Origin of the sequence: Sporolactobacillus shoreae (assembly GCF_004684935.1) — a bacterium.
Taxonomy (GTDB): domain Bacteria; phylum Bacillota; class Bacilli; order Bacillales; family Sporolactobacillaceae; genus Sporolactobacillus; species Sporolactobacillus shoreae.
The window spans coordinates 69,883-91,070 of record NZ_SRJD01000004.1 but is presented as its reverse complement, the minus strand read 5'-3'; the positions used below and the strand labels follow the sequence as shown (position 1 = coordinate 91,070).

General features: G+C 46.3%; 18 protein-coding genes. 4 read left to right on the top strand and 14 right to left on the bottom strand.

The genetic code is table 11. The features are described from left to right. Positions 1–95: 95 nt before the first annotated feature. The 10 genes from E4665_RS05155 to E4665_RS05110 all read right to left on the bottom strand — a co-directional run bounded on the left by E4665_RS05155 (position 96) and on the right by E4665_RS05110 (position 10,329). Entirely contained in the window at positions 96–389 is a 294-nt protein-coding gene (locus E4665_RS05155) for a sporulation YhaL family protein (protein WP_135347728.1), read from the bottom strand. A gap of 88 nt (positions 390–477) precedes the next feature. Then, positions 478–1,476 (bottom strand): 3'-5' exoribonuclease YhaM, encoded by a 999-nt coding sequence (yhaM, locus tag E4665_RS05150; RefSeq protein WP_135347727.1) that lies wholly within the window; start codon positions 1,474–1,476, stop codon positions 478–480. A gap of 88 nt (positions 1,477–1,564) precedes the next feature. Beyond that, on the bottom strand, positions 1,565–2,953 hold the full coding sequence (locus E4665_RS05145) for a HAMP domain-containing sensor histidine kinase (RefSeq protein ID WP_241654691.1): 1,389 nt from the start codon (positions 2,951–2,953) through the stop codon (positions 1,565–1,567). Next, positions 2,953–3,630, bottom strand: coding sequence for a response regulator transcription factor (locus E4665_RS05140; protein ID WP_135347725.1), 678 nt, complete (start codon positions 3,628–3,630; stop codon positions 2,953–2,955). Before E4665_RS05140 ends, E4665_RS05145 begins: the two co-directional genes overlap by 1 nt. A gap of 156 nt (positions 3,631–3,786) precedes the next feature. Further along, positions 3,787–6,582: an ATP-binding protein gene (locus E4665_RS05135; protein ID WP_135347724.1), complete on the bottom strand. Its 2,796-nt coding sequence runs from the start codon at positions 6,580–6,582 to the stop codon at positions 3,787–3,789. A gap of 59 nt (positions 6,583–6,641) precedes the next feature. Beyond that, positions 6,642–7,868, bottom strand: coding sequence for a metallophosphoesterase family protein (locus E4665_RS05130; protein WP_135347723.1), 1,227 nt, complete (start codon positions 7,866–7,868; stop codon positions 6,642–6,644). 136 nt (positions 7,869–8,004) lie between these two features. Beyond that, positions 8,005–8,841, bottom strand: a complete 837-nt coding sequence (locus E4665_RS05125; RefSeq protein WP_135347722.1) for a Cof-type HAD-IIB family hydrolase — start codon at positions 8,839–8,841, stop codon at positions 8,005–8,007. A gap of 263 nt (positions 8,842–9,104) precedes the next feature. Beyond that, entirely contained in the window at positions 9,105–9,299 is a 195-nt protein-coding gene (locus E4665_RS05120; protein ID WP_135347721.1) for an alpha/beta-type small acid-soluble spore protein, read from the bottom strand. A gap of 140 nt (positions 9,300–9,439) precedes the next feature. Continuing rightward, complete coding sequence (locus E4665_RS05115; RefSeq protein ID WP_135347720.1) at positions 9,440–9,988, bottom strand: beta-class carbonic anhydrase; 549 nt, start codon at positions 9,986–9,988, stop codon at positions 9,440–9,442. 140 nt (positions 9,989–10,128) lie between these two features. Then, positions 10,129–10,329: a cold-shock protein gene (locus tag E4665_RS05110; protein WP_100488948.1), complete on the bottom strand. Its 201-nt coding sequence runs from the start codon at positions 10,327–10,329 to the stop codon at positions 10,129–10,131. A gap of 655 nt (positions 10,330–10,984) precedes the next feature. Here E4665_RS05110 and E4665_RS05105 point away from each other — a divergent pair. Together E4665_RS05105 and E4665_RS05100 are read left to right on the top strand one after the other, a co-directional pair. Continuing rightward, positions 10,985–11,719: a DeoR/GlpR family DNA-binding transcription regulator gene (locus E4665_RS05105; protein WP_241654690.1), complete on the top strand. Its 735-nt coding sequence runs from the start codon at positions 10,985–10,987 to the stop codon at positions 11,717–11,719. Positions 11,720–11,755: 36 nt separating this feature from the next. After that, positions 11,756–12,574, top strand: coding sequence for a Cof-type HAD-IIB family hydrolase (locus tag E4665_RS05100; protein WP_135347847.1), 819 nt, complete (start codon positions 11,756–11,758; stop codon positions 12,572–12,574). 439 nt (positions 12,575–13,013) lie between these two features. Here the strand turns inward: E4665_RS05100 and E4665_RS05095 are convergent, their stop codons facing one another. Then, entirely contained in the window at positions 13,014–13,328 is a 315-nt protein-coding gene (locus tag E4665_RS05095; RefSeq protein WP_135347719.1) for a TFIIB-type zinc ribbon-containing protein, read from the bottom strand. 216 nt (positions 13,329–13,544) lie between these two features. On the opposite strand from E4665_RS05095, the gene pflB reads away from it, so the two are divergent. Together pflB and pflA are read left to right on the top strand one after the other, a co-directional pair. Next, positions 13,545–15,800: a formate C-acetyltransferase gene (gene pflB / locus E4665_RS05090; protein WP_135347718.1), complete on the top strand. Its 2,256-nt coding sequence runs from the start codon at positions 13,545–13,547 to the stop codon at positions 15,798–15,800. Between the two features lie 43 nt (positions 15,801–15,843). Beyond that, complete coding sequence (gene pflA, locus E4665_RS05085) at positions 15,844–16,605, top strand: pyruvate formate-lyase-activating protein (RefSeq protein ID WP_135347717.1); 762 nt, start codon at positions 15,844–15,846, stop codon at positions 16,603–16,605. A gap of 64 nt (positions 16,606–16,669) precedes the next feature. Here the strand turns inward: pflA and E4665_RS05080 are convergent, their stop codons facing one another. From E4665_RS05080 to E4665_RS05070, 3 genes are all read right to left on the bottom strand, one after another. After that, positions 16,670–19,057 carry a glycoside hydrolase family 31 protein gene (locus E4665_RS05080; RefSeq protein ID WP_135347716.1) on the bottom strand — a complete coding sequence of 796 codons (2,388 nt, stop codon included), beginning with the start codon at positions 19,055–19,057 and terminating at the stop codon, positions 16,670–16,672. Between the two features lie 465 nt (positions 19,058–19,522). After that, positions 19,523–20,263 (bottom strand): ABC transporter permease, encoded by a 741-nt coding sequence (locus tag E4665_RS05075; protein WP_135347715.1) that lies wholly within the window; start codon positions 20,261–20,263, stop codon positions 19,523–19,525. Then, positions 20,260–21,177: an ABC transporter ATP-binding protein gene (locus E4665_RS05070; RefSeq protein WP_135347714.1), complete on the bottom strand. Its 918-nt coding sequence runs from the start codon at positions 21,175–21,177 to the stop codon at positions 20,260–20,262. The genes E4665_RS05075 and E4665_RS05070 overlap by 4 nt, the downstream gene beginning before the upstream one ends. Between the last annotated feature and the right edge of the window lie 11 nt (positions 21,178–21,188).

Genomic DNA, 21,188 nt, shown 5'->3' with positions numbered 1-21,188 from the left:
CACCTCAATAACACAGAGTCAATGATTAGGGGCCGATCTTGCACGGTTTTTCTTATCCATTTGTTTAGTATGTAAAAAAACAACCCGAAAGCCAGTCATTGCATGGCTTTCGGGTTCTTACCGTTGCGTCGTTTCTTTTTTTCTGCATTCATTCTTCGAATAAAGATGTTGCCTTGCTCTTCATTCCATTCATCATCAATTTCTTTGTCCTGCCTGGAAAGTGAAAATGCCTGATAGCCACTGAAGAGGATACCGGCAACAACAAGATAAATCCACCAAGGTATACTTCCCATTCTCGACAACACAGGATCAATCAGACCGAATTGCTGCATCAGGAACAGCAGAAAAAGCAGCGCCACCGCAAAGAGTGAACGTCTCGCCTGTTTCATTTAAAGAAAACCTCCCCGCAAACAGTTTCATCAACAGGCTTCTCTTCCAGCCTGTACCCCATTTTATGCGGAGACCCGAATGATTAGACTAATTCTGTTTTTTCTCGGTTCCTTGAGAAAGATCCTGGATTTCCTGCTCCTCCTGCAGATCAAAAGTTGGTCGATAAAGTGAGCGGTTGTCCATCGCAAAAATGCGTTCTGAAAATTCACCCGGCCTAGTCTTTCGAATCGCGCGTGTCATAATATTAATCTTGGCATCCATGTCATCCAGAATATGAAGAATTTCAGCTTCCTTAAACAAAGGCGGTTTCGGGCTCCCCCACTCAGGGTTTTCATGATGGCTAAGGATCATGTGCTGCAAAAGGAGAACTTCTTCCCGATCAGCGATGCCGAGTTCCCTAGCACTTTCACCAATTTCATCAATCATGATTGAAATATGTCCGAGCAGATTTCCAGCCAGGGTGTAGCTGGTTGCCGTCACACCCGACAATTCCTTCAACTTGCCCATATCGTGAAGAAGAATGCCGGCATAAAGCAGATCACTATTTACCTCCGGATAGTGCCTGACCACTTCTTTTGCCATATCGAGCATGCAGCAGACATGATAAGCGAGTCCGGACAGAAAATTATGATGAATACTTACGGCCGCCGGGTATTCAAAGAAAGCCTGATGATGCTTTTTCAGCAAGGCCCGGGTCAATCTCTGGATCACCGGATTTTTTATTTCAAAGAGATATTGCGTTACTTTCTCATCGAGAGCATTTGCAGACAAAGGGGCCGCCATGACCAGATCTGCCTTATTGATCACTTCCTGATCTTCTTTTAGCCGGATATTCTTTATTTTAAACTGATTTCGCCCTCTGAAAGTCGTAATATCTCCTTCAGCAAGGACAATGGCTCCAATCACAAAGTTCTTCTCATCTTCGGATGTGCTTCCCCAAAGCTTCGATTCAATATCCCCGGTTTTATCCTGAAGAATGATGGTCAGAAAGGGCTTGCCATTACTTGCTGTTCCACGGGTGACAGACTTGATCAGCAAAAAGTCATGCACGTGTTCCCCTTCTTTATAATAAGCAATTCCTTTCAAATAATCGCTTCCCTTCAAAATAGCTTCCAATTTGCATCGCAGATACGGGTTTTGATTTTTTAAAACCGGTCATTTCAGAAACCACTGTTTATTTTTTGATCACGAGTTCAGACGGAAGTTTTTCTTCAGGCGGAGAAGGAAGAGAAACAACAAAAGCCACACCGTTCTGACGATTTTCAGCCTTTATTTCACCTCGATGGGCCCGGACGATGCGCCTGACAATAGCCAGACCAAGACCAAACTGGCCTTTTGTACCCTTTTCGAACGGTTCAAACATCGCTTCTTTTTCTTCCTCAGGTATTGGATTTCCATCATTTGTAATGGTAATCACACTCTTACGCGCTTTTTGCTCGGCAAACATCCATAACTTGCTCTGAGCATAGCGCAACCCATTCTCCACCAGATTCTCAAAAACAGTCTGAAGCTGTTCCCGGTCACCCCATAATATGGTTTCCTCTCCCTCAATATGAATGGCAATATCCTGCCGCTGAGCGATCAGACGCTCTCGAATAAGACGGGCAAGATCGCCGAATCGAATCAGCTGATACTTAAGCTTCTGGTCATTCAGCGAATCATACCGGGTAAAATAAAGTAGCTTCTTAACACGCTTCTCCATCTGCTCCGCTTCGTGAATAATCACGTCAATCGAATTATCCAGATCACCCTTTGGATAAATATGATCCTTAACAGACTGGGCATAGCTGTGTACGACCATGATCGGTGTTTTTAGCTCATGCGAGGCCTGCTGAAGAAACACTTTCTGCGCGTGATCATACTTGATCAGATTAAGTCTCATCTTTTCAAACTGTGAGGACAGGCGCTCGAATTCTTCATCACCCTTCCATTCGAAAGGCTTTTCCCAATTCAACCGTGAAATTTCTTCAAACCTTCTCCCCAAGATGTCCAGCGGCCGCTTCAGGTATCTCGCAAGCCAGAATGCAATAAACAGACTTAGAATGCCGACCATGATGAAAATATAGATCATCCGAGTCCAAAGCTTGTTCATCAATTCATTGGGATACGTATCCCACATATAAGAAACGAAATAGCCGCTTCCTAAGTTGGTATAGACCTTGCTTATAACATAATATAACGTCGCACCCTGATATTCCAGTTCATACCTTTTGGACGCCGCCTTCTGACTGGCCATATTGTGAACCATCGGTTTGTATATAGCGGCCTGTTTGATCAGATTTCCTTCAGCCTGGTGGTAGTTTGAATCTACAAAAAGATTCCCCACAGCCTTTGCAGCGACCTGATGATTCACTTCCGTCATTGATGAATCGCCAAAGCCATAATTTCCCTTGCCCTGATACAAAGTACTCTGCACATATTCTATGGTGTCATATGAATCCTCACGCAGCGCGTTTTTGATCATGAAAGGATAAACAAGAGACATGATGACACCTATCAGGAAAATCAGCAACGCAAATGAGAGCCAGATCCGTTTGGTCAGTGTCCACCTGAACCGAAACATCATGAAACAACCCTGTATCCGGATCCATAAACCGTTTCTAGAGAAAGTCTGTTCAGCTTTCTCCGGATGCGGCGGACAACATCGTCAACCGCCCGGTCGGACCCCACATAATCTTCTCCCCAAACTTCTCTCAGTATTGCTTCCCGGGATTTGGCGACATTCGCATTTTCAACAAGAAATAGGAGCACATCGAATTCCTTGGTTGTCAGGTCAATGGCTGTTCCCTCTTCATCAAAGACATTCCGGCGGATCACATCGATCTGGTATTTTGAAATAACCATCCTGTTTTCATGAATGCCGCCGCCATAGACACGGTGAAGAAGTTTCTTCGCGCGGATCACAAGTTCCTTAGGAAGAAATGGTTTCGCCAGATAGTCATCACTTCCCAGCTCCAGACCAATGATCTTGTCCAGATCCTGATCGCGCGCTGAAATGAAAATGACGGGCTGCTCCGAATGGTTTTCCTTTATCTTCTTCAAGAGATCGTAACCGGACATTCCCGGGAGCATAATATCCAGAATCCACAGGTGAACGCCGTTATGCATATATTCGACGGCTTCTTCAGCTGTATGAAAAACAGACACATTCCATCCTTCTTTTCCCATATAAGCTTTCAAAATGGACGCCAGGCTTTCCTCGTCTTCAACGAGATTCACTTTAAATTCCGTTTCATCCATATTAATCCATCCTTATTCGAATTATGTCAGTAAAATTATATCATGACGACACGCGAACTAAGGTAAATGAAACAATTTCCACATTGTTTCCATAGCATGGCTTAGATCATGTCCGGGGATACGGACAATGTTCCCGAAAAGCTTTTTCGTCTGCCCTTAAGCCAAGGTAATCACCGATTCGTCTGAGACAAAGTGTGGTGGCATACGGTGGCATGTGAAAAGAATAACCTGGCGCTGTTCAGAAACCTTTTTTAGAAGTGTGAGCGTCCGATCTGAACGCTCGCTGTCGAAATTGACTAAACTGTCGTCAATGATCAGCGGAAGCTTTTCTCCGGGACTGACTAATTCAGCCAGTGCGAGCCGCAAAGAAAGGTATAGCTGTTCGGCCGTACCGCGGCTCAGTTCATCAGCTTTAAAGTGCCGCCCGTCTCTTCTTTCGGCAATAAAACCGCCCTCTTGGTACAGCTGAAGGCCGACGTATTCACCGGATGTGATACTTTCAAAATAAGCCTTCGCCCGGTTCAGAATTTTCGGCAGCCTCTGCCTGCGGTACTGATCCTTCGCCCGTTCAATCGCCCACTGAGCCGTTCTGTACACAGCCCATTCTCTCGCCTTACTATTAACTTCCTCAAGAAGTTGCTGATAGCTGTCCAACTTATCTCTATACGTATCGTTTTCTTCCAGATTTTTGTTCTCCGCCTGCTTTTCAGAGAGAAGGTTACGCGTCGTTCTGATTTTGCCGTCAAGATCTGACAGTCGAGCTCTGAAATTACTCTCATCGATACCTTCCCATTTACCCTGGTCAAAATCCGCAATGAAATGCTTCAGCTGTTCTTCCCCACCTGAGCCTTCAATCATCTGCAGGAGATGGTCATCGCGCTTTTCAACCAGACTTTGTATCCGATCGGATTGATCTGCCGCTTCGATGAACCGGTCCCGATTTTCCACTCCCACCTGTTCAAAAAGAGAAAGCATTTCATGATGAAGACGCGCTTTCTTCTGATCCAGGCGTTTCTTCTGCTGCAGTAAAACATCCCGCTTGCTAACTAAATTATGAATCCGCGCATACTTTTCTTTTTCCAGATTGAACTGCTGTTCGATATAAGCCGCGTCTCCTTCAGGCAGGGACAATTCTTTCGTCAGCCTCAACTTTTCATCAATAAACTGGTTATGATCCGCACCCCGTGCTTCCAATTCCGTATTCAGTTCATCCAGTTTACCTAAGAACGCACGTGCCTCGCCTATCAGTCGCGACGCTTCTTCAGCTGGGACAATACTATTTTCCGCATAACCATTTTCCTTCAGCCAGTTTCGGTTGTGACTTGCAACTTCCAATAGACGATTCTCGAACGAACTGTAGTTTTGCTCCTGAATGGCGCATTTCGTTCTTGCGGCAGATAACTGCTCTTCCGTGAGTCTCGCTTCCGCTTCCCGGCGATGATCGTTGTCACCAGAAATGGGCGGCCGGCTCTCCTGGCGCAATCTGAACATTGCCAGAATGTAAAAGGCTGAGAGCAGCAGACCAAAGCCGAGAACGGTAAGGGCCGCAAATGGGGTAATGAGAATGGCGGAAAAGCCGGAGAATAAGATCGTCAGTAGAACCGCTGCAATGGATACGGGCATAAGAGCGGGGAATTTCTTTTTTCCTTCAGCCGATGCCCGGCGGCCGGAATACGCCCTGCTGGTCTCTTCATCTGTCCGACGGTTTTCAATTTGCTTTAGCCGCAGTTCAAGCTGATCAACCTCAGTCTTCTGCATTTCGAGGGCGTGTGCTGCATTTCTTTTTTCCAGATCCAAGCCGTTCCATTGATCAACTTTCTCCTTTAACTGGCGAAAGAAAGGAAGGCTGACAGAGGCATTTAATATTTTTTCAGTATCCCATTCAGAACCAAGGCGTTCGAGGAGTGCAGCATATCCCGCCCGATTGGCCCGAATCTTCCTTCCTAACCGCTCAATCTCCCGTAAATCCTGCTCATCACGGGCGGCAGAGTGAAACCATGCCGAAAGCCTCCCCTCAGCCAGGATCCAGTTTTTCCTGATCGGTATTGCGGCCATGGATTCGTTCAGAAACTGAATCTGCTCATTCAAGTCTGCAATCTCATTATCTGTCCCCGCTGCCAGTTTCTCCAGATCACTAAACCGGGAACGGCCCCACTTCGGGAAAGAGACTGAAGTTTCCGCGTCTCCGATCTCCTCTTCAAGTAGGCGGAATCCAGCGATCAGCGGCCGAACCGATGAAAAGGCCGTCCATTCCATGAACCGGGCTTGTACAATCTTTCTCTCATCCTCAAGTTTCCGGATTTCCATTTGGTCTTTCGCTATTCCCTGCTGTATTTCGCGGTACACATCCAGTTTTTTCTCCCACTTTTTCAGATCGGCCGCGGACTGGTCCAATCTCTGAAACAGCTGATTGATCTCAGGAACTTTGCCTTTTTTCTTAAAAATCAGGTCTGTTTTTTTCGCAAGCTCATGCTCGAGATCCGATAGGTGGCTGCTGCCGATCATCCCGGCGCCAAGGAGCAGGTCATTCAAGTCTGAAGGCTTTGTTTTCTCAATGCCCCGGAGGCCGTCAAGATCAAAGCAGAAAACGTTCCGGAACAGCATACGGTCGACGCCCGGAAGGACCTTGTTAATGGAACTCCGCTCACTGTTTCCGATAAAAAGCTCGGGTGCACCGTTTTTGGTATACACTCTCTCGAGTCGATAGTCCCTTCCGTCATCCCCTGCAAATACAACCGACCCGCCGATTCTTACTTCGGCGCCTTCATCTACCCATTTTCTTAGCGCAGTTCTTTGTGGATATCCGAACAGCGTGCAAAGAATGAAATTCATGACCGTGGATTTTCCGGCCTCGTTCGCGCCATAAATGAAAGCGAAAGGAGATTCCGGCAAGTTAATTTTCCGGCCTTCGAAACGGCCGAACTGATGGATGTCCAATTCCTTGATTTTCATGTTAGCCCAGCAGTTCCGCGCGTCTGCGGATGCTTCCTCCTTTTATGCAAAACAGTGCATTAGCTGCTTTTATCAGTAAAGAGGCTGTCGGCAATCAGCTGCTCAGCCTGTTCCTGTATCTTACTCAGTTCTTCCTTATCTACCGGATTCAGGTATCTGAGGCCCGAGTGGTGATCAAATAACAAACTGACCGCATCAGTCACATTGTTTTCATGTTCGATCAGCCGGAATACATCACCCACAAAGTGCGGACTCTCAAGAATACCGCCGCGGTCCCATTCCGGCTTGATGCTGAACGTTCCCGGAAGGAGCCACACAAAATCATCACGGCTTTCCTCCCCGTCATTTATCGCGTCAGTCAGCTCATGTATCATCAAATCTGTGCTGTTCCAAGTCTGTGCTGTACTCGAAAAAAGAAATTCTATTCGGAGAAAAATGCCGACATGATCGCGTCGCGCCTCAGCTTTGATTTTCTCGACAGCCGCTTCCAGGCGATCTGCTGAAATATCCCCCTCAAGTTCCAGTTTTTTCTTTTTCCAAAGGATATCAGCTGTCGGGAAAAAGTGTACGTGGGAGCCCTGCTTGTCTATCTCAACAACAGACGCGCCCTTTTCTCCGGTTTCTTTAATCGACAATCCCTGAAGATCGCCAGGATACCAGATCGGCAGCGTGGGGGACAATTGCTGCCTTTTATGAATATGTCCGAGCGCCCAGAAATCAAAATTCTTCTCCGTCAGTTCACTTACTGTAAAGGGGGCATAAGCATTCTCCCCATCTCCGGACCGCAGGGCGCCATGCAGAATTCCGATATGATAATCGGCATCGCCCTGTTTTTCATACCCTGCGGCCATATCTTCAGGGACGCTGCGCTGCGCGTAGCTGAATCCGTACAAATTGACCCGCTGCCCGTCCCGGCTCACAAACGGGAGCATGGTTGGTGTAGCCGGAAAAACATGAACATTATCCGGAAATTTCAACCTGTTCCAAGGATCATCCAAATGATCGTGGTTGCCGAACACAAGATATACAGGCAGATCCGCTTCCCTGAGAACTTCCATCGCGCGGATAAAGCGGCGCTGTGCGGACAGACTTCTGTGGCTGTCATCAAACACATCACCGGCGATAATCAGAAATTCCGGTTTTTCAGCCAGCGTGCGGTCAATCAGACGGTCAAGCGCTCTGAATGTACTCTCCTTTACCCGTTCATGCAGTGAACCGGGAAGTTCTGAGAGTCCTTCAAACGGTCTGTCCAGATGAAAATCGGCTGCATGAATAAACCGAATCATTCTATTTCTCCGCCTCTCTTTTCTCACTTGTGTCCATTTTATCATAATCATCAGACGATCACACGTTCTCAATTATTATGTAACAAAAAAGATCACTGTAGAACGAGTGATCTTCTTAGCCTTGGTATAAAGTAAATTAATGAACGCGAAGCTGTTTGCGGAATATTTCTCTTACGGCGTAAGCCACTCCGTCCATATCGTTCGACCGTGTAATCCATCCGGCGCTTTTTTTTACCCTTGGAGAAGCGTTGCGCATCGCAACGCCCAGTCCCGCTTTTTCAATCATCTCCGCGTCTTCAGATCCGTCGCCGACGGCAACAATCTCATGCAGCGGGATACCAAGCTGCCCGGCAAAAAAGAGCAATCCGTTGAACTTTGACGTTCCCTTCCGGACAAGTGTCAGATCAAACGACGAAGTTCTGCTGACATCAAGTGAGGGGAAATAGTCGCCCATTGCCTTTTCTATTTCGTCGATCACATGTTCATCCTTCAATTTCACTTTCACGTCTGTTGCGCCTTCATAATTCTCGAGCAGATACTGACTGAGTGTATCCACATAGGTCACAGGGTAGAAAAGCGGTTCATTCATGCCAATGGTCATTTTTGCAATCAGATTCTTCTGGCGCGGCCGGTTGCTGATGGACAGCCGTTCATGGGAAATCTGGATCTGGCACGGATATGTTTCAAGATATTCAGCCAACTGAATTAAGACACTATGATCGATTTTGCTCGTATAAACCGGATGATCGATTGACGAAGAGACGAACGCCCCGTTATGCGCAATGATCGGGTGCGTCAGCCTCAGAGCCCGGGCAACTTTCGCCGCCGAGTGAAAATGCCGTTCTGAAACAAGAGTCACAACGATTCCTTTTTTTACTGCATAGGCAATGGCGTCTTTTGTCTGCCGGTCCAGACGGTTACTGCTGTTCAAAAGAGTCCCGTCGATGTCCAGCGCAAGCAAGCGATATACCAAGGTCCTCCCCCTTTTCGGAATTCCATATCGGTTCCTCATTCCTGTTCCCAATTTATGAACAGATCTTAAAAAATAGAACAAGGCATGACAGGCTCTGAAATTTGGAAATCCTCAAATTCGTAAGGCGGTTTGCACCGTTTCAGATCAAAAGTATAAAGAGCCCCTGTATCAGTCCGATAACACCGCCAAGCAGGTAACCCGGGTTGGTAAAAAAAAGAGAACGGCTCAATCGCCGTTCTCCAGTATCAATTCTTTTCGTTCACTTATTTCGAATAGCCGCCGAACTGAGACTGTGCTTGAGCAACCAGACGTTTGGTAATTTCTCCTCCAACGGAACCGTTTGCTCTGGAAGTCGTATCCGGTCCGAGATTTACACCAAATTCGCTGGCAATTTCCGCTTTCATCTGATCAAGTGCTTGCTGTACACCTGGCACAACTAACTGATTTGAATTTGCCATGGGTCTCACCTCCCTTGTACACCTATTGTGCTCCGCAAAAGATTTCTATATTCCCGAAAAAAAGTGGGAATTTTTAGCACTGGCAGGCGACAAGGAAATGATCGGTTTCCTGGCTCATTAGTGAGCAGACCTTCAGGCTGTCATTTTATCGATCTTAATTCTCCTGTCTTCGGATCAATGACCAGGCCAAATACAGGTGTACCTGCCGGAAGAAGCGGATGGTTTTTTACAACCGCGATACTGCTTCTCACCTGCTCGTCCACGGACTGAAAACCGTTCAGCCACTCCTCAGGATTAACACCCTGAGCACGTACGACAGCAAAAGACTGATCGTTCACTCCGCGTTTTTTAATGTCTTCGATCATGTTCTTCGCTTCCAGCCCGTGCATGCCGCAATCGGTGTGGCCAATCACGTACACGGCTTCCGATCCCAGTTCATAAAGTGAAACCAGAATGCTTTTCATTGTGCTGCTATAGGGATCTTCAATCATGCCGCCCGCACATTTGACCATAATCGCGTCCCCGTTTTTAATATTCAAAGCCTGCGGCAGGAGTTCGATCAACCGGCAGTCCATACACGTGACAACCGTCATTTTTTTAGCCGGATGGCCTGAGGCTACAAAGGGCTCGTAAGCTTTTTTCTCCACAAAATTTTTATTGAACGTTAAAATGTCTTCCAGTTGTGACATTTTTCACATCTCCCATCGCTCAAATATGTATCATCGTTATCTTAGAGTAATCTGACGGTATTATCCAGTCCGTTGCCTGAAAAAACCGCAAAAAAAATTGCTCCCCATTAAAGGAGAACAATTTTTTTAGCAGATCCGAATTACAGCTTTGTTACGTTAGCTGCCTGCGGTCCGCGGTTGCCTTCAACAACTTCGAATTCAACAGCCTGACCTTCGTCAAGAGTCTTGAAACCGTCGCCCTGAATTGCGCTGAAATGTACGAATACATCATTTTCGCCTTCAACTTCGATAAAACCAAAACCCTTGTCTGCGTTAAACCATTTTACTGTACCTGTCTTCAAAAAAATCACTCCTAAAAATTGTTATATGCGCATGTTTTATCCGAAAGCGACCGTTCTGCCTATCACTGCAACCCGCACAATAAGCCGGATTTTCGCTCCTGTAAATAAAAAATTCACATATTATAAAAAGTATCAATAAAGGAACTGCACATTGATAACTCTTTATAACATGAGAATTATAAATGTCACACTTTATCACACGATATACATAAAATTTGGCCTAATATAAATAAAACCTCAAAACGCTTTCCGGCGCCGAAACAATGAAAGCCCTACCTCTCTTCCATCCTTACGGTTCCTCTGACCGAGCCAGTATGATTCAGCGCAAAAACACCCTGATTTTTCATACCATCCCTCAATTCATTCTATACACGAACAAAGCAACTTATTCACTTGCAGGAAAAAACTACAGGATAATCTAATCATTCACATTAGGTCTACTTTATTGTAGCCGTTATTTTCTGATCTGTCAATTTTATGATGCCCATGCAATAATTATTTTTTTGAATCTCCGTGTTCATTATCCTTCACTTTTTAACTTATAAAAAATTATTCAAAGTCATTATAATACTTATAATTAATTGTATTTTACAAAATAAATGCTTATAATTACTTATATTAGGAGGTGATTATTATTTTTCAGGAAGAGCGACTTGTGCTGATTCTCGAACATTTGAAAGCAACACAGACGATGACCGTCAGCGAAATCTGCACACTGTATCACATATCCCGCGACACCGCGAGAAGGGATATCGTCAAATTAGTTGAAAAAGGCGCTGCCACACGGACACATGGAGGCATTGCACTTCCGGATTTTCAGAACACAATTCTTGCTTACAGAGAACGATTGCAGAAATACTCCGAAGAAAAAATGATGATCGGGGCAAAAGCGTTGGAATTTTTGCACCCCGAGGGGCATTATTTTCTAAATGCATCGACAACGATTTCCTGTATGGCCAAGCAAATGGATCGGGAGATGACCGTGTATACCCATTCACTGGATACGGCTGAAGTGCTTGCAGAGCATGCGGACATTGATGTTTTTCTGTTTGGTGGCATTCTCAATGCCTCGAATCGATATTTTTTTGATGCCGAAAGTGTCAGACAGATTGGGGCAATCCGTTTCGATGCCGCATTTCTCGGTGCAGCAGGAATTACTGCTGACGGCTTCTATTATGATGACAAAGACGACGCCTTTATGAACCGCACGGCTTCCGCCAGCTCTGATCTGACGATCGTCCTGGCCGATCACTTGAAGTTTTCAAAAAAAAGCAGGTACAGGGCCCTTGAATGGGATGATGCTGACGTGATTATTTCTGATGGAGAACTTCCGGCGGAGTTCAATGCTCTGGCCGCAAGTAGAGGAACGAAAATTCTGATTGCCAAATGATTTGGAAGTAGCCAATTAAAGAAGGGATCGATGAAGATGACAATAAAAATGATTTTCAGTGACATTGACGGAACACTGCTCAACTCAAACCACCAGATCAGTCCCGGAACACGGAACGCGGTGCGTAAGTGTTCAGAAAAGCAGATTCCTTTTATCCTGGTTTCAGCCCGGATGCCCGGCGCGATCATGTCTCTTCAGAAGGAGCTTGATATTCATGCTCCGATTGTCAGTTACGGAGGCGCGCTTGTTTTCCGGAATCCCGATATTGAAAATCCGGATCGGCCGATACGCAACATTCATTTAGATCCAGAGCTTGTGCGGGATATTTATCAAATAATTTGTAAACGGTTCCCTTCAGTCTGCTTTTCGGCCTATAGCCTGAATGAATGGCTGGTTCCCGATTCAGAAAACGAATGGGTCGTCCAGGAAAAAATGATTACCGGCACGCCCGCACAAGCTTTCCATTTTGATTCCTCTGGAAAAGACTTGCCACCCATCAACAAGATCCTTTGCATGGGTTCCCCGTCGATTATTGACGAACTGGAAAATTTTTTAGGAAAGAACGATACAGCCGCGTCGATCTACAAGTCCAAGCCCACCTATCTGGAAATTACCGATCGGAGAGCTAATAAAGCGGCCGCGCTGGAACTATTGATCAATGATTTTCAAATAGGGCGTGAAGAGACCGCCGCATTCGGGGACAACTTCAATGATCTTGAAATGCTTCGTTTCGCCGGAGTGGGCATCGCCATGGGAAACGCACCAGAAGCGATCAGAGCATCCGCCAATTTTGTCACCCGTTCCAATGATCAGGATGGTATTGTCAGAGGGTTGGAAAAGTTTGGGGTGATATAAATTCAGAATCCCTTCCGGATTATTGCCATTTGTCGGGCAGCGATGCCATGCTCTCGCCAAAAATCCGTTATATCCATACCTGCATACCACCTTTGACACCGTACGAACTGTCCAGGAAATGAAAAGAAACCGGGCCACCCGATTTCTTTTTTGCACTTTAAATTTAGGCTATGTTTAAATTCAATGTTGTTTTTGCCTCTCCGTTGATTGGAGCGGAAGGCGCGAGACTCCTGCGGGATCAGCGAGCCAAGTGAGACCCCACAGCGAGGGCAACGAGCTAGGAGGCTCACGGATCGCCCGCGGAAAGCGAGCGTCTGGAGCGAAAACAGCAGAAAAGTTTAACAAAGCCTAAATTTAAAGGATTAAAGCATCTGTGACCGAAGAGATATAGGGTCTTAAGAAAATCCCCGATATCGCTCTTCCCCTGCCCGTTCGGCACTCAGTCGAACAAATCACCAAACAGATCCATCACTGATTTTTTCTTCTTTCCGTGATGTCCATTATACTTGTCATGTCCGTCGTACCGGTCATCGCCGTGACGCCTGTCATACTCGCGTTCATGTTCTCTCTCATCATCGTCATGATGTTCATGCCAGTCATTAATGGTCCTTCGTGCTTCACTGCCCCCTTGGGAAAGTTTTTCCAGTTCTCCCCGGTCAAGCCAAATTCCTTTGCAATTCGGGCAAACGTCTATCATGACTCCTTCTCTCTCGACTTCCTTCATTCTCACATCGTCACACACAGGACAATTCATCAAACCGCTTCCTCTCCGTCAAAATTTATCAACTGATCTTATTTTATCAAAAATTTTAATTATGCGCTTTCATTGGCAATCCATGCAATACTTGTTCCAAATTATTAACAGAATAGACACATCCTCCAGGTAAGCGATTTCATTTCTTCCTTTATAATTATAGTGTGTTCGAGAATCAGTTCAATCTTCGACCATCTTACGAGGAGATGAAGAACCATGGAAGGTATTGCAGAAGAAAACAGAAACAGGTCTGCTTGGAATGGATTTGTTGATGGAAAATGGCAGAAGGAAATTGACGTCCGTGATTTTATCATGAAAAACGTGACCTCTTATTCCGGTGACGAATCATTCCTGGCCGGTGCGACACAAGCAACCCGGCTTCTCTGGGATCAGGTGATGGATCTGTCTCAAAAGGAAAGGGAAAACGGTGGCGTACTGGACATGGACACCGAAATCGTTTCATCCATTATTTCTCACCAGCCGGGTTATCTGAATAAAGATATTGAAAAAGTTGTCGGCGTTCAGACCGACAAGCCTTTTAAGCGGTCTTTGATGCCGTTTGGCGGCATCCGTATGGCAAAACAGGCGTGTGAATCATATGGCTACAAAATGAGTGACGAAATCAACAAAATTTTTACGGATTACAGAAAAACCCATAACCAAGGCGTGTTTGATGCCTACACAGATGAAATGAAACTTGCCCGCCATGTCGGAATTATCACAGGTCTTCCCGATGCATATGGCCGGGGACGGATTATCGGCGATTATCGGCGTGTCGCACTTTACGGCGTTGATTTTCTCATTAAGCAGAAAAAAATTGATAAACAAAATACAGGTAATAAAATGAATGAGGAAACAATCCGTTTGAGAGAAGAATTGACGGAGCAGATCCGCGCGCTTCAGGAACTCAAAGCAATGGCTGCAAGCTACGGCTTCGATCTTTCAAAACCAGCCGTAAACACCCGGGAAGCGTTCCAATGGCTGTATTTTGGCTATCTCGCTTCGGTCAAAGAACAGAACGGTGCGGCAATGAGCCTCGGACGCACGTCGACTTTCCTTGATATCTATATCGAAAGAGATCTGGCCAACCATGTACTGACTGAAGAAGAAGTCCAGGAAATCGTCGACCATTTTGTCATGAAGCTGCGTCTTGTCAAGTTTGCGCGCACTCCGGACTACAATGAACTGTTCAGCGGAGACCCGACCTGGGTCACCGAATCCATCGGCGGCATGTCTGTTGATGGACGCTCTCTTGTTACGAGGAACTCGTTCCGGTTTCTGCACACACTGGAAAACCTCGGTCCGGCACCTGAACCGAACCTGACTGTTCTCTGGTCCAAGCGGCTGCCTGATACGTTCAAGAAGTACTGTGCGAAAATATCGATACGGACGAGCGCCATTCAGTATGAGAATGACGATCTGATGCGCGTCGAATACGGTGACGATTATGGCATCGCCTGCTGTGTCTCCGCTATGAGAATCGGCAAACAGATGCAGTTCTTTGGCGCCCGTGCCAATCTGGCCAAAACATTGCTGTACGCTATCAACGGCGGAGTAGATGAAGTCAAAAATGTCCAGGTTGCCCCTCCTTATGCCGCGGTGACCGGAGATGTGCTTGATTACGATGATGTGATGCAGAAATTTGACCGAATGATGGATTGGCTGGCCGACCTTTACATTAATACACTGAATGTCATCCATTACATGCATGATAAATACAGCTACGAGCGTATTGAAATGGCACTCCATGATACACACATTCTGCGTACCATGGCAACTGGAATCGCTGGGCTTAGCGTGGCGGCCGATTCCCTAAGCGCGATCAAATATGGGAAAGTTCGCGTCATTCGTGATGAAAATGGTCTTGCGACGGGTTTTGAAACGGAAGGGGACTTCCCGAAATATGGCAACAATGATGACCGTGTGGACAGCATCGCCGTCGATCTGGTCGAACGTTTCATGACCAAATTGAGAAAAGTCGGTACGTATCGTGAGTCTGTGCCAACCCTGTCCATCCTGACCATTACTTCAAACGTGGTCTACGGCAAGAAAACGGGCAGCACACCTGACGGACGGCTTAAAGGAGAAGCCTTTGCTCCAGGCGCCAATCCGATGCACGGCAGGGATACCAAGGGTGCGCTTGCCTCACTCACATCGGTTGCCAAACTGCCTTATCATGATTCTCTGGACGGCATTTCAAATACATTCTCCATCATTCCGCAAGCTTTGGGAAAACAGGAAGAAACGAGAGCTGCCAACCTGATCGCACTCCTGGACGGCTATTCCTACAAAGGGGGTCATCATATTAACATTAACGTCTTTAACCGTGAGACACTGATTGACGCTATGGATCACCCTGAAAAATATCCGCAGCTGACGATCCGGGTATCCGGTTATGCCGTTAACTTTATTAAATTGACCCGGGAGCAGCAATTGGAAGTCATCCACCGGACATTCCATAAAGCAATCTGAGAAAAGTGTATTGAATTGAGGTTTGGGAAAGGAGGCCGGTCCAATGGTTCTCGGAAATATTCATTCAGTCGAATCGTTCGGCACGGTTGACGGACCCGGTATCCGGTTCGTTGTGTTTGTCCAGGGCTGCCCGCTGCGCTGCAGGTACTGCCATAACGTCGACACCCGGGCAATCGGAATCGGCAAGGAAATGAGTGCGGAACAAATCGTCGGTGAAATGAAGGATTACCTGCCATTCATCGAGTCTTCGGGCGGAGGCATCACCGTCAGCGGTGGAGAACCCTTGCTGCAGATGCCTTTTCTGACCGAGCTATTCAAAGCATGTAAACAAATCGGAGTGCACACGGCGATTGATACGTCCGGAGGCTGCTATGTCGATTCACCGCATTTTCATCAGGCATTCGACGAGCTGGCTCAATATACGGACCTTGTCCTGCTGGACCTGAAAGAGATCGATTCAGAGAAGCACAAGTGGCTGACCGGTCTGCCAAACACAAATATTCTGGCATTCGCCCGGCTCCTTTCAGACAAACATATTCCGGTCTGGATCCGCCATGTGCTCGTCCCCGGCGTCACAGACTCCGAGAACGATTTGACCCGGCTTGGCGCGTTCATCGGCACGCTGGACAATGTCGAACGTGTGGAAATTCTGCCCTATCACAACATGGGGGTTTATAAGTGGAAAGAGATGGGGCTGGATTACACGTTGGAAAACATTGAGCCTCCATCACAAAGCGATGTCATGCGAGCCTGGCGTCTGATCAGTCAAAGCTTAAGAGACGGACTCGTATTATTGCCTGAATAGGTCAATTAAATAAAAATCCCGCAGACGATGAATAGTGTCTGCGGGATTTTTTATCGGTTCAAACTCATATCTCAATTCGGACATCGGCCAAATCAGCGATTTTAAAAGTTGCCTGATTCTTAAATACCTCGAACGCGACGAGTTCCCCATTCGCTGTGATCCGGGACGGTTTCATGTGATGAAGCACGAGTTTAAACGATTCATACGCCATTTTATAACCAGCGTGTTCTTTCTCCAACCTGATGCGAATGCTTCCATCTTCGCTCCTTAGCGCGGAGAAACGGTAGAGATTATAAGCTCCCGAGCGATAGTCAAAGCTCGAACCGTCATCCTGGTAGTGAACATAGTTGCTTTCCCTGCCTTTTTCAGGCGGATAAATCTCTAATGTCAGCTGCTTGATCTGCTTTTCACCAACAAAATTTTGCACCGGATAAAGGGGAAGAATACTGCCTTCTTTTATATAAATCGGGCAGACATCAAGCGGCGCATCCCGGACAATGTACTGCCCGCCTTCAACTATCCCTTTGGTCCAGAAATCGACCCAACGATTGCCTTCGGGAAGATAGACCATCCGCGCCCTCTCCCCCTGACCGACAACCGGAGCGACGAGAATATTTTCTCCGCATAAGAATTCATCATTGATCTCATAAGTCTTCGGGTCATCCTGGTAATGCATCAGAAGAGGGCGGATCATCGGCAGCCCCGTCGTTTCTTCATCGTGCAGAATATCGTAAAGATAGGGCAAGAGCCGATACCTCAATTGGATATATTTTCGATTAATGGCTTCTGTTTCTTCATCAAAGGCCCATGGTTCCTGATCTCTGGTGAAAATACTGGAATGATTGCGGAACAGTGGTGTGAATGCACCGACCTGAACCCAGCGGGACAACAGCTCCGCGGTGCAATCAAAACCGAAACCACCAACATCGGTACCACAGAATGCGATGCCGCTCAGCCCGAGATTAATCAGCATCGGCAGAGACATTCTCAGATGCTCCCAAAGGCTCTGATTGTCCCCCGTCCAGACGGTGGCGTATTTCTGGGTTCCCGCATAGCAGGCACGGGTAATGACAAACGGACGCTGACCTGTCGCATTTTTAATCCCTTCATTGGTCGCTTTGGACATATAGTGTCCGTACACATTGTGAATCTCACGATGGTCCGTCAGAACACCATCGTTATTAAAGGTTACGTCATCGGGCAACGGACCGTTGAAGCTCGCCGGCTCATTCATATCGTTCCAAATTCCTGCTACACCCGTGTCCGTCATGATTTTTTGATTGCCGGCCCACCATTTTCTGACACGTTCATTTGAAAAATCAGGATAGAGCGAATCGCCGGGCCACACTTTATTGATGTAGGGCACACCGTCTTTGTCCGCGGCAAAATAACGATTTTTCAGCCCCTCATCGCAGATCGCATACCCCTTGTCTTTCTTCACTCCCGGGTCAATGATCGTCACCACTTTGTAGCCCTGATCCTTCAACTCTTTCAGCGTTTTCTCCGGATCCGGGAATTTTTTTCTGTCCCAGGTAAAGACGCGATAGCCATCCATATAATCAATGTCCAGATAAAGTACATCACATGGAATTTCTTTTTCTCTGAACGTATCGGCGATTTCACGCAGTCGTTGCTCAGGTGTATAGGCCCAGCGGCACTGCTGATAACCGAGCGTCCATAATTGCGGAAGCGGCGTTGTTCCGGTCAGGCGCGTATAACCGCCGACCACTTCTTTGACCGACGGACCATAAATAAAATAATAATCAAGATTACCGTCCACCGCGCCAAATGAATAATAGTCATCGTTTTCTTTTCCAAAATCAAAGACGGACTCGTAGGTGTTATCGAAAAAGATACCAAAAGCCTGTTTCTCTTTCAGAGAAATGAAGAAAGGAATGGATTTATACATCGCTTCGAAGCTTTCAACATGAGGGCTTGGATCATCCGTATTCCACATTTTATAATGATAGCCTCTCTTATTCAGGTGGCCCGTTTTGTCACCCAGGCCATAAAAAAACATGTCCTTTTCCATTTTCTTCAGGGCCTGGATCTTCAGCCGATGCTTTTCAGCCTCCAGCTTATGCCCTTCTTCAGCCGCCACTTCCAGCCCTTCACCGGATCCCCTTCTGACAAAAGGCCGTGCACTGCCACGATAGTCCGCGCATAACCGATTACCAGCGGTATCAAAAACATCTACTACAAATTCGTCAAAGACATGAATCAAGAGCTTTTCAGTTTTTATAACAAGCTGACTGTTCTGTAAGTCAACGGAAAAGACACCAGGGTTAACCGTCAAATTTTCCACTGCTTTTGAAGCGCGGCGCTCAGTAGCGATTGGAGCGAAGAAATGCACAATGGACGGCTCAATGATTTCAATCAGGACGTTTTTCCGCTCAAATTCAATAACTATCGTGTGATCCTGCTCTCGATGACCTTTCAAACTCCCAAACATGAAAATCCCTCCGATTTTTTCAGGATCTGAAGCAAGAAATATTTTTATTGATTCTGCTGTCCTATTTCTATAAAAGCAATGTCATCATCCCTATTATGATAACGTTTACATTATAAAAAGTCAGCCTATCATACCCGTTGAATAGCTCAATATTCATTTTAATAAAACCTATACGTTATGGACTCGGTTGGTTGGAATAAGGTTGTTCACTTCCTGAGCAGCGCCGTTCATTCCAACTAGCCCTTTTCTCTCCCTCGCGAACTTCTTTTCTTGGATCTTATGTTCCAGTGAACGAGAAGAGCGTTTGACGTCATTTATTAAAAAAATAGATGAGAAGTATAATAACCACAATCAAGACCAGCACTCCTTGAATCCAACCGGCTATAAACCAGGTTTTCCATGTGGTATTACGTTCCGACCACTTAACTTTTTTCCTCATAGTCAATTGACTTCCTTCCTTATTTTTTATGACCAGCGAAAGAAACGGATTGATAATACGCTGAAAAGAACAGCCATTCCGGCAAGAATCCCAACATCAAGGCTAAGAAAATTGACAGATTGTCCTGTCCATTCAGCAGTTAACAGATCATTAACATAATGGAGCGGTAGACACTTAGCCAGAATCTTAAGTGGAAGTGGAAGTGGGAGTAGCTGATAAGGAATGACGCCTCCAGAAAGAAGAAGCTGGACGTTCAATGCTAGTGTGCCAATCCCCGCCGCCCCTTCCATCGTTGAACTGAAGCCCGTCAACAGAATACCGAGCGGAAACATGCCCAATGTACACAGCAGTGTAGCACCCCAAAAACCGATTATGTGAACAGGTGTCCGAATGCCGTACAGGAGCCACCCGCTCAGATAAGCGATTAGCATGCTGAAAAGAAAGACAACAAGACCCATGATACAGAAAGCCCCGATCATGCGGCCGGCACCCAGAGGCGTGATTTGATAAGTCCTTAACAGACCAGATTCTTTATAATTTACAATCCTCATTCCAAGTATAAAGAGAGACGTGCTGGTTAGCGTTAAGGCCATCATGTTGGGGATCAGCAGCTGCTTGTAAGCCACATTGCCGACCTGGCTGCCTCCAAACAAAAAACCGAGCAGATAAATAGTGATGAAAGGAAACAAAAAGGTCCAAAAAAGAGATTGGGGATCACGAAAAAAAAGTTTCATCTCGACAGCAGTCATTTTCATCAGTGCCTTCATAACATTCCCTCCTTCTCTGTTGACAGCTGTGCAAACAGATCGTCAAGCGTTCCCCTGTCATAACGAAAATCATCGATTTTCCAATTCAACCGGGTAGCAAGAGAGAAGACCTCAAAACTGGCTTTCTGGAAGTCCGTCACCGTCAGGCGAATCATCTCTTTACTCGGCACTGCTTTCATTACTGATGGCAGCGCCTTCAGTTCTGTCAAATCAATCGACTCCCCCTGAATAATAAGTGATTTTTCTTTTGTAAGGTGAGCGATTAAACTTTCGGGCGTGTCGAGACCAACCAGTTTACCATGATTGATCAAAGCAATTCGGTCACATAATCGCTCCGCCTCCTCCATGTAATGAGTCGTCAGAATGATTGTCGTTCCTTGATCACGTAATAAGAGGATCAAGTGCCACAAATCCCGGCGTGAATTCGGATCAAGTCCTGCACTGGGCTCGTCAAGAAAGAGAATCTTCGGGGCATGCAAAGTGGCAAGCGTCAGCAGCACCTTTTGCTTCCAGCCGCCGGAGAGTTGACTGAAATAGTGGTTCCGGTACGGTTCGAGATTCAGTCTATGGAGAGCGTCTTCAACAGAAATATTGTGCGAATAAAAGTTTGAAAACAGATCCACGGCTTCCCATACTTTGATTTTCCGTTGCAGTTCGGTATGCTGGAACATAACACCAATCTGTTCCCGGATCTTTGAAACATTTTTCTTCGGATCAAGCCCCAGAACCTGAACCGATCCACGTGTCTGTACCTGAAGTCCCTCGATGATCTCAATGGTTGTCGTTTTACCAGCACCATTCGGACCGATAATCCCGAAAACTTCACCAGAATGTACGGAAAATGAGATATTTTTAACTGCCAGCACGTTTGAAAATTTTTTGGATAGATTTTTCACTTGAATGACCGGTTCCATCTTGTCACTTC

Bases quoted from the DNA above. Each gene is read 5' to 3' on its own strand.
- E4665_RS05145 (WP_241654691.1), bottom strand. From the start codon at position 2,953: ATGTTTCGGTTCAGGTGGACACTGACCAAACGGATCTGGCTCTCATTT.
- E4665_RS05130 (WP_135347723.1), bottom strand. From the start codon at position 7,868: ATGATTCGGTTTATTCATGCAGCCGATTTTCATCTGGACAGACCGTTT.
- E4665_RS05100 (WP_135347847.1), top strand. From the start codon at position 11,756: ATGACAATAAAAATGATTTTCAGTGACATTGACGGAACACTGCTCAAC.
- E4665_RS05135 (WP_135347724.1), bottom strand. From the start codon at position 6,582: ATGAAAATCAAGGAATTGGACATCCATCAGTTCGGCCGTTTCGAAGGC.
- E4665_RS05120 (WP_135347721.1), bottom strand. From the start codon at position 9,299: ATGGCAAATTCAAATCAGTTAGTTGTGCCAGGTGTACAGCAAGCACTT.
- E4665_RS05155 (WP_135347728.1), bottom strand. From the start codon at position 389: ATGAAACAGGCGAGACGTTCACTCTTTGCGGTGGCGCTGCTTTTTCTG.
- E4665_RS05140 (WP_135347725.1), bottom strand. From the start codon at position 3,630: ATGGATGAAACGGAATTTAAAGTGAATCTCGTTGAAGACGAGGAAAGC.
- pflB (WP_135347718.1), top strand. From the start codon at position 13,545: ATGGAAGGTATTGCAGAAGAAAACAGAAACAGGTCTGCTTGGAATGGA.
- pflA (WP_135347717.1), top strand. From the start codon at position 15,844: ATGGTTCTCGGAAATATTCATTCAGTCGAATCGTTCGGCACGGTTGAC.
- E4665_RS05080 (WP_135347716.1), bottom strand. From the start codon at position 19,057: ATGTTTGGGAGTTTGAAAGGTCATCGAGAGCAGGATCACACGATAGTT.
- E4665_RS05095 (WP_135347719.1), bottom strand. From the start codon at position 13,328: ATGAATTGTCCTGTGTGTGACGATGTGAGAATGAAGGAAGTCGAGAGA.
- E4665_RS05070 (WP_135347714.1), bottom strand. From the start codon at position 21,177: ATGGAACCGGTCATTCAAGTGAAAAATCTATCCAAAAAATTTTCAAAC.
- E4665_RS05075 (WP_135347715.1), bottom strand. From the start codon at position 20,263: ATGAAGGCACTGATGAAAATGACTGCTGTCGAGATGAAACTTTTTTTT.
- E4665_RS05115 (WP_135347720.1), bottom strand. From the start codon at position 9,988: ATGTCACAACTGGAAGACATTTTAACGTTCAATAAAAATTTTGTGGAG.